Origin of the sequence: Octadecabacter antarcticus 307 (assembly GCF_000155675.2) — a bacterium.
In the GTDB taxonomy this organism is placed as follows: domain Bacteria; phylum Pseudomonadota; class Alphaproteobacteria; order Rhodobacterales; family Rhodobacteraceae; genus Octadecabacter; species Octadecabacter antarcticus.
The window spans coordinates 4,104,943-4,118,119 of sequence record NC_020911.1; the positions used below are offsets into that span (position 1 = coordinate 4,104,943).

Consider the following 13,177-nt stretch of genomic DNA (forward strand, 5'->3'; position numbering starts at 1 on the left):
GGGCGGGATGCCCGAATGTTTCACTCGGTTTAACCAAAGACGGCCGAACGGGTAAGCATAATCCTTGACTGGCTATAACCCTCTGTTAGCGTGGCTTTTACCAGTTGGTCAAATTATTGCAGCCATCACCACACCAAATCTCCGGGGGACACGCGATGCCATCAATGGGCGAAAATCTAAAGGTGAATGGTGCGCGGCTGTGGGACAGCCTGATGGACATGGCCAAAATCGGCCCCGGCGTGGCAGGCGGCAACAACCGCCAGACCGTCACGGACGAAGACAGCGAAGGCCGGCATTTGTTCAAGGGTTGGTGCGAGGCCGCTGGATGCACCATGGGCCTTGATACGATGGGCAACATGTTCGCGACCCGTGCGGGAACTGATCCAGATGCCCTGCCCGTTTATGTGGGTTCGCATTTGGATACACAGCCGACGGGTGGTAAATATGATGGTGTTTTGGGGGTTCTATCGGGGCTGGAAATCATCCGCACGATGAACGACCTCGACATCAAAACCAAACACCCCATCGTGGTGACAAACTGGACCAACGAAGAAGGCACGCGATACGCGCCCGCAATGTTGTCGTCCGGTGTTTTCGCTGGGTTACACACGCAGGATTGGGCCTACGATCGCATCGATGCAGACGGCAAGACCTTCGGCGACGAATTAAAACGGATCGGCTGGCAAGGGGACGAGGTCGTCGGTGCCCGTAAAATGCGCGCGTTCTTTGAATTGCACATCGAACAAGGGCCAATTCTGGAGGCCGAGGGCAAAGACATCGGCGTCGTCACCCACGGCCAAGGATTAGCGTGGACGCAGGTGACCATAACAGGGCGCGACGCGCACACCGGATCAACGCCCATGCCGATGCGCAAGAACGCAGGCCTCGCCATGGCGAGGATATTGGAAAAGGTCGACGAAATCGCGATGTCCCACGCCCCCCACGCGGTCGGTGCGGCGGGCCACATCGACGTCTACCCAAATTCGCGCAATGTGATCCCCGGAAAGGTGGTCTTTACGGTGGATTTCAGGTCACCAGACTTGAATGTGATCACAGATATGGAAGCGCGGTTGCGCGTTGAAGGACAGGCAATTGCAGACGCGATGGGCATGGAAATCAAATTCGAAAAGGTTGGCGGGTTTGACCCGGTGGCGTTTGACGACGGCTGCGTTTCTGCCGTTCGCGCCGCCGCAGAACGCCTTGGCTATTCCCACATGAACCTGATTTCTGGCGCGGGCCATGACGCCTGCTGGATCAACCGCGTCGCGCCCACCGCGATGGTGATGTGCCCGTGTGTGGGTGGACTATCGCACAACGAGGCCGAAGAAATCTCACCAGAATGGGCGACGGCAGGAACGGATGTTTTGATGCACGCGGTGCTGGAAACGGCGGAGATTGTGGGTTGAAGATTTACTCTCACGTCGATCCATCATGGATACCAATCAAGACGGAAGTCCTTCAAAATACTATGCATTCAAACTGGGCAACAACAAAATCAAAAATGAGCAGCGGTTTGAAACCGAGAGGGAACTCGCTATTTTTCATTCCACTTACTCAGATTGAAAAACATACTTCTCCCATCCGAGCGGAAGACTGAGAAACCAGCGCTTAACCGTTATTGGGTAACCTAACCAAGTCGAGGAACGCGAACATGACCACAGTCATCAAAAACGGCACCATCGTCACGGCGGACCTGACCTATAAGGCGGACGTCCTCATCGAAGATGGTGTGATCACCGAAATCGGGCCGGACCTGAAAGGCGACGAACAACTCGACGCCACAGGCTGCTACGTCATGCCCGGTGGCATCGACCCGCATACGCACCTCGAAATGCCGTTCATGGGCACCTATTCCACCGACAATTTTGAATCCGGCACGCGGGCGGCATTGTCGGGCGGCACCACGATGGTCGTGGATTTCGTCCTGCCAGGGCAAGGCCAGGGCTTCGTGGATGCGATGAAGGCGTGGCACAACAAATCCACCCTCGCCAGTTGCGATTATTCGTTTCATATGGCCGTGACGTGGTGGGGCAAAGAGCTGTTCGATGAAATGCCTACGGTCATCAACGACCACGGCATCAATACGTTCAAACACTTCATGGCCTACAAGGGCGCGTTGATGGTCAATGACGATGAACTGTATGCGTCGTTCAGCCGTCTGTCAGAACTGGGCGGCATCGCGATGGTGCATGCGGAAAACGGCGATGTGGTGGCGGAATTGCAGGCCAAACTTCTGGCCGAAGGCAACACCGGACCCGAAGCCCACGCCTATTCCCGCCCCCCGCAGGTCGAGGGCGAGGCGACCAACCGCGCAATCATGATTGCCGACATGGCGGGCGTGCCGTTGTACGTGGTCCACACGTCCTGCGAGGAAGCCCACGAGGCGATCCGGCGCGCAAAACAGCAAGGCAAACGCGTCTGGGGCGAGCCGCTGATCCAGCATTTAACCTTGGATGAATCCGAGTATTTCAACAAAGACTGGGACCACGCAGCGCGGCGCGTCATGTCACCACCGTTTCGCAACAAACAACATCAGGACAGCCTGTGGGCGGGTCTGCAAAGCGGCAGCTTGTCGGTCGTCGCGACGGACCATTGTGCTTTTACAACCGAACAGAAACGTACGGGTTTGGGCGATTTCACCAAGATTCCCAACGGCACCGGCGGGCTTGAAGATCGCATGCCGATGCTTTGGACCCACGGCGTGAACACGGGCCGTTTGACGATGAATGAATTTGTTGCGGTGACATCAACGAACATCGCCAAAATCCTAAATTGCTACCCCACAAAGGGTGCGGTTTTGGTGGGGGCGGACGCCGATTTGGTGGTCTGGGATCCAGAAAAGGAAAAGACGATCACGGCAGGTGCGCAACAATCGGCCATTGATTATAACGTGTTCGAGGGAAAACACGTCAAAGGCCTGCCACGCTTCACACTCACACGCGGCCATGTCGCCGTGCACGACGGCGAAATCCGCACGCAAGAAGGTCACGGTAAGTTTGTGAAACGTAAAGGCAACGGGACCGTCAACAAGGCCCTGTCGTCATGGAAAGAACTCACCGCGCCGCGCCCTGTGCAACGTTCGGGTATTCCGGCGTCGGGGGTTTAATTAAATTGGCAAAATGTGAATGCGGTTGCAGCAACGTCGCGACGGGCGGGGAGTTTTTGTCAGGCCACGATCAAAAGCTGCGGGTCGAAATTGAGACTGGTAGGATGATTGTATGCAAAACGAAAGATGACGAAGGATGAGTGAACCTGTCATACGGGCCCGCAACCTCGACCTGACGTTCACCACGAACGACGGACCAGTGCACGCGCTCAAAGACGTGTCGCTTGATATTCAAAAGGGCGAATTCGTCAGTTTCATCGGGCCGTCAGGCTGTGGGAAGACGACGTTCTTGCGCTGTATTGCGGGGCTTGAAACGCCAACAGCTGGTGAAATTTCCGTCAACGGGATGACGCCAGACGATGCGCGCCGCGCGCGCGCTTACGGTTATGTGTTCCAAGCGGCAGGGCTTTATCCATGGCGCACGATTGGCGGCAATATCAGCCTGCCGCTCGAAATCATGGGGTTTAGCAAAGCCGAACAGCGTGAGCGCGTAAACCGTGTCATGGACCTTGTCGACCTTGGCGGCTTTGAAAAGAAATTCCCGTGGCAATTGTCTGGCGGCATGCAGCAACGCGCGTCGATTGCGCGCGCGCTTGCGTTTGATGCAGATATATTATTGATGGATGAACCGTTCGGGGCTTTGGATGAAATTGTCCGCGACCACCTGAATGAACAGCTGCTAAAGCTTTGGGCACGAACGGAAAAGACCATTGGTTTTGTGACCCATTCGATCCCCGAAGCGGTATATCTGTCTACCAAGATCGTCGTTATGTCACCCCGTCCCGGACGCATCACAGATGTGATCGACAGCCCGCTGCCCAAAGAACGCCCACTGGATATTCGCGACAGCCCTGAGTTCATCGAGATCGCGCACCGCGTCCGCGACGGGCTGCGCGCGGGGCATGTGGATGACTAGGTCATGAACATCAGGGATATCATTCCAGCGTTGGTGGTTGTGGGGGTCATCTTCGTCATTTGGACGGCTGCCGTTATTCCAATGAATGCACATTTGACGGCGGATCAGGCGCAACGTGATGGATTAATCATGACGCCAGAAGCGCCGCGAGACCGGCAGGCGTACACTGGGCTGACGTTGGTGATTAAGAACCCCGCGATCATCGCGATGACCTATACGCTGATCCGCCCGCGCCTGCCATCACCACATCAGGTCGCGATTGAGATGTATGAGACGATCTTTACCAAGGCCCCGACATCGCGGCGATCACTGGTGTATCACGCATGGGTCACACTGTCGGCGACGCTGCTTGGGTTTGTGATGGGCACTACGATGGGCGTGCTGTTGGCCGTCGGTATTGTCTATAACCGCACGATGGATAAGTCCGTGATGCCGTGGGCAATCACATCGCAAACCATTCCTATTCTGGCGCTGGCCCCGATGATTATCGTCATGCTGGGTGCGATTGGAATTCAAGGGCTATTTCCCAAATCCATAATCTCCGCCTACCTGAGCTTTTTCCCTGTCGTTGTCGGCATGGTCAAAGGATTGCGCAGTCCTGATAGGATGCAGCTGGACCTGCTGCGCACCTACAGTGCCAACGCACATCAGGGGTTTTGGAAACTTCGCCTGCCCGCGTCGATGCCGTATCTGTTTGCGTCGCTAAAGATCGGGATTTCGGCCGCTTTGGTCGGCGCGATTGTTGCTGAATTACCAACGGGCGCGCGAGCTGGTTTTGGTGCGCGGATGCTGGTCGGCGACCAATACGGGCAGCCTATGGTCACATGGGCCGCCCTGTTCGGGGCGGCGATTACCGCGGCGCTACTGGTCGCAATCCTAAGCTGGATTGAACGGCGCACTTTGGCGCGTATGGGTATGGGGGCAACGGCGTGATGGCGTTTTTGATTGCACTCACGATCTGGGCCGCTGGCTGGTGGATCAATGCGCGGCTTGCAAATGGGCCGCGATCTGACAACCGTGCGATCAGACTGCTTATTCCCATCATTTTTGGCGTTACGGTCATCGCAATGTGGCAGGTGCTTGTTACGATGCTTGGCATCAGTCCAATCATTCTGCCACCGCCATCCTCTATCGCCGTGCGGTTTGCCAGCGAAATCCCAATTCTTTGGGCGGACTTCGAACAGACCATCTTAAAAGGTGCGATGACGGGTTATGTCATCGGCATGATTGCGGCGTTTGCCGTGGCATTGCTCGCGGACCGCAGCGAATTCCTCACCAAGGGTATTCTGCCCGTGGGCGCGTTTATGGCCGCTTTACCAATTGTCGGTACAGCGCCAATTTTCGTAAAATGGCTCGGCAGTGATTGGCAGTCCAAGGCGGCAGTGGTCGGCGTCATGGTGTTCTTCCCTATCCTTGTGAACACGGTGGCGGGTTTGAAAGATACAAGCGCGATGCAGCGCGACCTGATGCGCACCTACGGAGCTGGCTATTGGGCGACCTTGTTCAAATTGCGCCTGCCCGCTGCGTTGCCATTTATGTTTAACGGTTTGAAAATTGCGACCACGCTTGCGCTTATCGGTGCGATTGTTGCTGAATTTTTCGGCTCACCAACCGTTGGTATGGGCTTTCGGATATCCACATCGGTGGGGCAACTTGCGCTTGATATGGTTTGGGCTGAAATTGTGGTTGCCGCCCTTGCGGGATCGGCATTCTACGGGCTCATGGCCCTGATCGAAAAAAGGGCGACGTTCTGGCATCCGTCGCAGCGCTAACAATCAATAATAAGACTTCGGCGGAACCGGAGCGACACGCAACCTGACACTGGAGGTCAACATGAAAACGACAATGACTATCGCAGCATTTGCTGCCTCACTTGGGACAACGGGGTTCGCCGACGGCCACGCCAACTACGTAACGCTGCAATTGCAGTGGGTCACGCAAGCCCAGTTCGCGGGCTATTACGTCGCGCTTGATAAAGGGTTCTACGACGACGAGGGCCTGAACGTCACCATTCTGCCCGGTGGTCCGGACATCGCACCGCCACAGGTTTTGGCAGGCGGCGGCGCTGACATCATGCTCAACTGGATGCCGTCCGCATTGGCAGCTCGTGAAAAAGGTCTGCCGGTCGTTAACATCGCGCAGCCGTTCACAAGTTCCGGTCTGATGCTGACCTGTTGGAAAGACACCGGCATTGAAACTGTCGAAGATTTCCGTGGTAAGACCATTGGCGTCTGGTTCTTTGGCAACGAGTATCCGTTCCTGTCGTGGATGAGCCAAGTAGGCATCGGGACCGACGGCGGTGACGATGGCGTAACGGTCCTACGACAGGGCTTCAACGTCGATCCCTTGTTGCAACGTCAGGCAGATTGCATTTCCACCATGACCTACAATGAATACGGTCAAGTGCTTGATGCGGGTGTGGACCCCGATGAATTGGTGACGTTTAAATATGAAGATCAAGGGGTTGCGACGCTGGAAGACGGCATTTGGGCGCTTGAAGAAAACCTCGAAGATCCCGTGTTCGTGGACAAGATGGTGCGATTTGTGCGCGCATCTATGCAAGGCTGGCGTTACGCCGAGGCCAATGTGGATGAAGCCGCAGCAATCATTATGGAATACGATGAAACCGGCGCACAGTCTGAGGCGGCACAGGCCCGCATGATGGGTGAAATCGCCAAGCTGACAGCGGGCGGCACAGGTGCCTTGGACATCGACGCCTATGAGCGCACAGTCGCGACGCTGCTGGCTGGCGGATCTGATCCGGTGATTTCGATGGCGCCAACAGGGGCCTATACGACGGTCATCACAGATGCGGCGTTGCTGGAATAAATCTATTATAGACCACGAAAAGGGGCCAGAGCATCACTGCTCTGGCCCTTTTTTTATGAGATGTTAGATTATAACTTCAATCCTGGGGCTTTGCCCCCAAGGGCTTCGAAAGCGGCGATTGCGCAAAGCGCATTCGCCGCTGTTAGCTGGACCTTTCGTCGTCCCTAAGCCCGGATCAGCCTTTACCCTTCCATGGCACCAAGGACCGTTCAGCCCAGCGCATCAGCATGTCGATCCCAAATCCGACCAGACCAATGATAATCACACCAAGTAGAATGATATCGGTGTTCTGGAACTTGGATGCCGTGGTGATCATCTTGCCGATACCTTCTTCGGCGGCGACAAGTTCAGCTGCGACAACCGTGCCCCAACACACACCCATCGCAACCCGCGCACCGGTGAAGATCTCCGGCAAAGAGTTCGGAATGATCACGTGGCGCAGGATTTGCCAGCGCGAAGCACCCAGTGAATAGGCCGCGTGGACTTTGGTGATCCGCACACCGGACACACCGGAGCGCGCGGCGATTGCCATAATCCACAAGGCTGCAAGGAACAGCAGGAAGATTTTGCCAACTTCACCGATGCCGAACCAGATAATGACCAGTGGGATCAAAGCCAATGGTGGCACGGGGCGCATGAATTCCACGATTGGGTCAAACCAGCCACGGAACCAGTTGGACAGGCCCATCGCGTAGCCAAGCGGGATGCCGATGGCCGCGCCCAACATAAAGCCAACGATAACGCGGAACAGTGAGAACCCGAGGTGAACGGTTAGGTAGACGTTCTGATAGCCGTATTTCGCGATCTCGATAAAGCGGTTCCACACGACCTCTGGGGCGGGCAGGTACAGCGGCTGCATTTGCCACCCCTGATTGGGCACTACGTTGATGGATCCGCGATCCGTAATCGTGACGCGCGCAAAGTCTAAATTGAACGTCGGCGTGGCTTGGCGCAGGTCATCATTGCCGAAATCATAGTCGAATTCTTCACCGTTGATTGCCACGATGCGCGCACCGTCTGCACGGCGTTTGACGTCATCGTTGCCGTCCCAAACGATGATGTCGCTTAAGTAGACGCCGATTTCAGCACCATCGTTTTTGGCCAACCCGTCGCCTTCGTCAAAAACCATATCACTCGACGCCTCACCTGCTGCGATCACCCGAATGAACACCTCGGCATCGTCACGGTTTCCAGCACCGTCATCAAGCGTGTAGGTAAAGCTGCTTTCCCCCACATAGGGCGCGGGGAGGTGCAAAAAACCGGGGATCAGGGCGGAGCCCGTAAAACTACCCCAGATCACGAAAACCAGAATGATCGACAGGATAGAAGCGGGCAAATCAGACCGCACCGCACTTTCATCTCCAAAGGTCACTGTTTTGAGAGACGCATAGTCGCGTGTCGGGGTAAGGCGCGTTTTGATCGCGCGGAAGATGAACATGCTCGCCAGAATAACCAGCACATATATCGCGATAGACGGCAGCGCGCTGGCCGCACTTGCTGCAACTGTTTTGGTTTCAGTCCACAGTTCGGCGCCCAAAGTGGAAAACTGGTAGCTGAAGGTCTCCCAACCCGTGGCGGCCACACAGCCGTCGGGCGGCGTGAACGTATCACCGACCACTTGGCCTTCCGGCACGCTGACTGCACGCAATTGCGTGACGATTTCACCCAGACGTTCGCGGGTACAAAGAAGGTTTACAGAGCTGTTCATGCTAAACGTCCTCCCCTGCGGTGCCCATAATTTCTTCTTCCATGTCCCAGATCATATTCAGGATCTCCTCACGTGTGGGTGCGTAATCGGGGTGCTTTTTTACCTCCCGAAGGTCCGCGCCAACGCCCAGTTCCGCAAACGGCAGGCGATATTCTTTGTGGATTCGACCCGGACGTGGGGCCATCACGATCAAACGTTCGCCCAACAGCAATGCTTCTTCAACCGAGTGGGTGATCAGAATGATCGTCTTGCCGGTTTCTTTCCACAGCTTCAACACGAGGCTTTGCATCTTTTCGCGGGTCAGCGCGTCTAGCGCGCCAAGCGGTTCGTCCATCAAAATGACGTCGGGATCATTGGCCAAACAACGGGCCAAGGCCACACGCTGCTGCATCCCGCCAGACAGTTCATAGACCATCTTTTCTTTGAAATCTTGCAGGCCGACGATTTCCAATAGGTGATCGACGTTGCCCATGTAGTCAGCTTTTTTCTTACCGGCCATACGCGGACCAAAGCTGACGTTATCGCGCACCGACATCCATTCAAACAACGCGCCTGCCTGAAAGACCATGCCGCGTTCGGCGTCAGGGCCATTGATCTCGTGACCATTCAGAACCAGCTTGCCGTCGGTCTGGGCCAAAAAGCCTGCCACGATGTTCAACAGGGTCGTCTTACCGCACCCCGATGGGCCAAGCACGCTGAGCAGTTCACCTTCCTTAAGCTCGAGGGACACACCCTCAAGCGCTTGTACATGCCCGCCATTGGGCAGTTCAAAACGCATCGAAAGATTGTTGATGGATAATCCAGTCATGGGGGGCTCCCTTGCGCACATGGCGCAGAATTAGATGTGCGCGCCTGGCGCTGTTTTAGTAATCGAGGGGGTGACTCACCCAGTCTCAAAATGACAAAGGCCCAGCGCAGGGTGCACCGGGCCTTTCCCTTAATAGTCTTACATGTCGTTGGCGGCTGCCAACGGACCTGTGTTGATTGCACCTTCGTAGCTGTCGAGCGCGCCATCAATGGAGCCCGCTTCAACGAAGACTTGTGCCACACCTTGCAGGAACGATGGTGCCGCAGCACCAAGCCATGCAGCGCCAAGCTGTTCTTCAACGGATGGGAATACGAATGTTGCCAATGTTTCGGCCGTCGCATCGACGTCCATACCAGCATCTTGTGCGATGACAGGCAGCATTTCGTCCATCATATCGCCAGCGTTCCACTGCGCGTTTGCTTCAGCTGTCACAGCAAGAAACTTGGCCACAGTCACTTCGTTCTCGGCGACCCAAGCAGTTGGTGCCGACGTCACGTCGAACACAAGAATGCCAAGTTCGGTTTTCTCGTCACCGGTCAGCAGCGTGTTGCCGCTTTCCTTCATGCGACGCAGCGAACCGCCCCAGCCACAGGCCATGTCGACCGCACCTTGTGCAAGCGCAGCGGCACCGTCCGGGGGGGACATGTCAACGACGTCAAGCGATGCGACATCAACACCGAAGTGATCCATCTGGCGCAAGAAGCCATAGTGCGCAGCCGTGCCAAGCGGAACAGCAACCTTGGAGCCGGCCAGATCAGCGGCAGACATCGCAGTAATTTCCAGATCAGAACGCACGACGCAATTGTCGTTGTCTGCGTAGGACACAGCCACATCGAGCATCTGGAGGTCTTGACCAGCGGATGTTGCCACGACGAACGGTGGAACACCTTGGCTGACGGACAGCTGAACGTCACCGGATGCCATGGCAGCAGACATGGCCGTGCCGGTATCAAAGCTGACCCAGTTGACTTCCATACCAAGCGCTTCTTCGTAGGTGCCGTTCACTTTCGCGAACTGGAATGGCATTGGCCACTCAAGGAAGTAACCGACCGTGATCGAATGGCCGTCTGCGATTGCGGTTGTGCCGCTTAGTGCAGCGATAGCGCTCAGAACGATGGCGCCAGTTGTTTTCTTGAACATAAGGATTCCCCTGTTGGTTGGAGTGTTGCCGAGATTGGTTCAGGCAGTTTTATTGTTTGGTCCCACAGGCGCGGGACTTGCTTTTCGCGTGGTTAGCGTAGGAATCTTAACGACGCCACGTCAATTCATTTCTCAAAAGTGGTCCTATCGCAACTGCTCGATTGGCCTTAATTTTGGGCCCATTTTTTGTTAGAATGTTAATATTAAGTCATTATTGTGCCTATTTCCTAAGCGAATCTGAAAATCCCTTCAAAAAGTAACAAATACACTGTTCGTCAATATCACTGAATTGCTTTACTCTGACTCGGCGCGTTATGCGGTATAATATTGACTTAAATCGACCCACAGCAGTACGTGAACCTGCAAAGATACCGTTGTGCGCGACAGAACCGAACAGCGTTGGAAAGTCCGATGGAAATCCAAACCCGTTTGGCAGCGTGTCTCGGCTTGAACACGGACCACGCACCGTATTTTCCCAGCTAGCCAATATCGAGGCAACGTGGGGGGGGGCGGGCGCATTGCTGTTTCACCGCTAAAAGGATGTCAAAGAACTGTGCGCAACTGATGGCCTGGGCTAAACAACAGGCGCACTTTGGTCACTGATGCTCCCTTGTCCCACGTCAGCCGATCAATCGCGAACAGCGCACTGTGTTTGGCGCACCCAAGGCTTTGCGCATCGGTTTCAGACGCAGCTTGTGCGGAAAACGCAATTTCACCATGCGTGTAGGGCGCATGCGTGAGAAGCCATTCGTTCGCGCTGACTGTCTGAAACGCCTCATCCAGCGCTTCGGGCACTACGGTCGTGTTGATCCAGCGGTCATCCAAAGCATAGGGTGCAGCGTCAGCAAGATGCAGGGCGCAGATATGTAGCAATTCGCGGTCAGGTTTGGTACGCATGGCAGCGCTGATGACCACTGGCGGCAGTGTGATATGTCGCGCAATCAGACGATAGCCATAGGTCTGCCCGCGTGCTTCGACCTCTTTGCGGATCACAGCGATATCCAGTGTCGCCTTGGCCACAGGCTGCGCCGCGACGCGCGTGCCTGCCTTGCGGCGACGATCCAACAGTCCACTGTCGGCAAGCGCGCGCAATGCGCGATTCACCGTCGTTCGTGCGCATCCAAACTCCAGCGCTAAATCAGCCTCATTGGGGATCAAATCACCCGGCTTCCATTCGCGCGCGTGGATGCGACGCAAAACTTCTTCTTGGACGGATTGCCAATTTCGAAAAGCGGGCGTGTTCATATAGCGTCTTTCAGGGCGTCGATTGTGCGTTTGTATGCGGCGACAATGTCGCGTCGCGACACGTGTTCGCCCGACTTTACCATATGGCGCCCCGCCGACCAGACGTCAGTTACCAGACAGTCATCAGCTGCGAAAATCCAGGCATCCAACGCTGTGTCGCCACCCCGCCCCCACATGTGTTCAGACGTTGCATCAAGCGCGAGCAAATCGGCCCAGTATCCGACTTCAATCTTTCCGGTTTTGCGCGTGGTCGCTTTGGCGCCACCTTCTAGAATGCCGTCAAACATGCGCCGACCGGTTGAATGGTCTACAGATGCTAACGCCGCCCGCGTGCCGTCGCGCAAGCGTTGAGAATAATCGAGCGTGCGCAGCTCCTCACTCAGCGAAATGCGGATGTTACTGTCAGACCCAACCGCGAACGTACCACCCGCATCCAGCCAACGGACCGCATCAAAGATGCCATCGCCAAGGCTACTCTCCGTGATTGGACACAGGCCTGCGATTGCGCCGGAACTGGCCAGCCAAATCATTTCGTCCAGCGTCATTTGGGTGCAATGGATCAGACACCAGCGGTCATCCAACCCCATGTTTTCAAGCGCCCATTCCACAGGCCGCGCACCCCAGTGCAGCTGCACTTCATCGACCTCGACACGCTGTTCGGCCAAATGCATGTGGATCGGGCCAGTCGGAAAATGATCGACGTAGGTCCTAAGGTCATCGACCCCAACCGCCCGCAATGAATGTGGTGCTGCGCCAACGCTTGTGTCCTTTGGCAAAACACCAAGACCCTCAGCTGCCTTTGCGTGCAGCGCCTGAAACTGGTCCATAGTATTGCCGAACCGGATCTGCCCCGCTGTTAAATCACGCCCGTCGCAGCCGCCAAACTGGTAATGAACTGGCAAAAGGCACAGCCCGATCCCAGACGTTGATGCGGCGGCCACCACGCGCTCAGACATTTCGGCGATATTGTCGTAGGGCGTGCCACCCGTTTGATGGTGCAGGTAGTGGAATTCGGCATTAGTAGCATAACCAGCCTCAAACATTTCCATCTGCACAAAGGCGGTGATCGCTTCGACGTGATCCGGCGTCAGGCGGTCCAGAAACCGGAACATCAACTGTCGCCATGACCAGAAACTGTCGCTCGGGTTTGGCCCGCGCCGTTCGGTCAATCCCGCCATCGCGCGCTGGAACGCGTGGCTGTGCACATTGACAGGGGCGGGCAGCAAAAGCCCAAATCGGTCCCCCTTTTCAGGGACGCCCGTTTGCACGTCGGCGATGCGACCATCTTTACCAATCTCAATCAGCACATCGGACGCCCAACCAGATGGGAGCAGCGCTGTTTTGGTCCAAAGTTTCGTCATGATGCGCTCGCTTGACTTGTTATTATGTATGCACATAATCACCATAACCACAAATGATTGCAAG

12 protein-coding genes are annotated in these 13,177 nt (G+C 55.8%); 7 read left to right on the forward strand and 5 right to left on the reverse strand.

Annotated elements, in window-relative coordinates:
* The first annotated feature begins 155 nt into the window (after nucleotides 1-155).
* The 6 genes from OAN307_RS21035 (at nucleotide 156) to OAN307_RS21060 (ending at nucleotide 6,851) form a co-directional block, all read left to right on the forward strand.
* Nucleotides 156-1,406: a Zn-dependent hydrolase gene (locus OAN307_RS21035; protein ID WP_015501512.1), complete on the forward strand. Its 1,251-nt coding sequence runs from the start codon at nucleotides 156-158 to the stop codon at nucleotides 1,404-1,406.
* 245 nt (nucleotides 1,407-1,651) lie between these two features.
* On the forward strand, nucleotides 1,652-3,106 hold the full coding sequence (gene hydA / locus OAN307_RS21040) for a dihydropyrimidinase (protein ID WP_015501513.1): 1,455 nt from the start codon (nucleotides 1,652-1,654) through the stop codon (nucleotides 3,104-3,106).
* A gap of 136 nt (nucleotides 3,107-3,242) precedes the next feature.
* The gene (locus OAN307_RS21045; protein WP_015501514.1) at nucleotides 3,243-4,022 is read left to right on the forward strand and encodes an ABC transporter ATP-binding protein; all 780 of its coding nucleotides are present in this window, start codon (nucleotides 3,243-3,245) and stop codon (nucleotides 4,020-4,022) included.
* A gap of 3 nt (nucleotides 4,023-4,025) precedes the next feature.
* Complete coding sequence (locus OAN307_RS21050; RefSeq protein WP_187292508.1) at nucleotides 4,026-4,955, forward strand: ABC transporter permease; 930 nt, start codon at nucleotides 4,026-4,028, stop codon at nucleotides 4,953-4,955.
* Complete coding sequence (locus OAN307_RS21055; protein ID WP_015501516.1) at nucleotides 4,955-5,794, forward strand: ABC transporter permease; 840 nt, start codon at nucleotides 4,955-4,957, stop codon at nucleotides 5,792-5,794. The genes OAN307_RS21050 and OAN307_RS21055 overlap by 1 nt, the downstream gene beginning before the upstream one ends.
* Before the next feature lie 61 nt (nucleotides 5,795-5,855).
* A complete protein-coding gene (locus OAN307_RS21060) occupies nucleotides 5,856-6,851 on the forward strand; it encodes an ABC transporter substrate-binding protein (protein WP_044044187.1) in 996 nt (331 codons plus the stop codon).
* A 175-nt stretch (nucleotides 6,852-7,026) separates the two neighbouring features.
* Here the strand turns inward: OAN307_RS21060 and OAN307_RS21065 are convergent, their stop codons facing one another.
* The 3 genes from OAN307_RS21065 to OAN307_RS21075 all read right to left on the reverse strand — a co-directional run bounded on the left by OAN307_RS21065 (nucleotide 7,027) and on the right by OAN307_RS21075 (nucleotide 10,507).
* The gene (locus tag OAN307_RS21065; RefSeq protein WP_015501518.1) at nucleotides 7,027-8,559 is read right to left on the reverse strand and encodes an ABC transporter permease; all 1,533 of its coding nucleotides are present in this window, start codon (nucleotides 8,557-8,559) and stop codon (nucleotides 7,027-7,029) included.
* 1 nt (nucleotide 8,560) lies between these two features.
* The gene (locus OAN307_RS21070; protein ID WP_044044188.1) at nucleotides 8,561-9,367 is read right to left on the reverse strand and encodes an ATP-binding cassette domain-containing protein; all 807 of its coding nucleotides are present in this window, start codon (nucleotides 9,365-9,367) and stop codon (nucleotides 8,561-8,563) included.
* Nucleotides 9,368-9,505: 138 nt separating this feature from the next.
* Nucleotides 9,506-10,507: a taurine ABC transporter substrate-binding protein gene (locus tag OAN307_RS21075; RefSeq protein ID WP_015501520.1), complete on the reverse strand. Its 1,002-nt coding sequence runs from the start codon at nucleotides 10,505-10,507 to the stop codon at nucleotides 9,506-9,508.
* A gap of 314 nt (nucleotides 10,508-10,821) precedes the next feature.
* Here OAN307_RS21075 and OAN307_RS28515 point away from each other — a divergent pair, with 314 nt between their 5' ends.
* Nucleotides 10,822-11,043 (forward strand): hypothetical protein, encoded by a 222-nt coding sequence (locus tag OAN307_RS28515; protein WP_144055655.1) that lies wholly within the window; start codon nucleotides 10,822-10,824, stop codon nucleotides 11,041-11,043.
* 7 nt (nucleotides 11,044-11,050) lie between these two features.
* Here the strand turns inward: OAN307_RS28515 and OAN307_RS21080 are convergent, their stop codons facing one another.
* Together OAN307_RS21080 and OAN307_RS21085 are read right to left on the reverse strand one after the other, a co-directional pair.
* Nucleotides 11,051-11,752 (reverse strand): GntR family transcriptional regulator, encoded by a 702-nt coding sequence (locus OAN307_RS21080; RefSeq protein WP_015501521.1) that lies wholly within the window; start codon nucleotides 11,750-11,752, stop codon nucleotides 11,051-11,053.
* The gene (locus OAN307_RS21085; protein WP_044045055.1) at nucleotides 11,749-13,113 is read right to left on the reverse strand and encodes a formimidoylglutamate deiminase; all 1,365 of its coding nucleotides are present in this window, start codon (nucleotides 13,111-13,113) and stop codon (nucleotides 11,749-11,751) included. Before OAN307_RS21085 ends, OAN307_RS21080 begins: the two co-directional genes overlap by 4 nt.
* Between the last annotated feature and the right edge of the window lie 64 nt (nucleotides 13,114-13,177).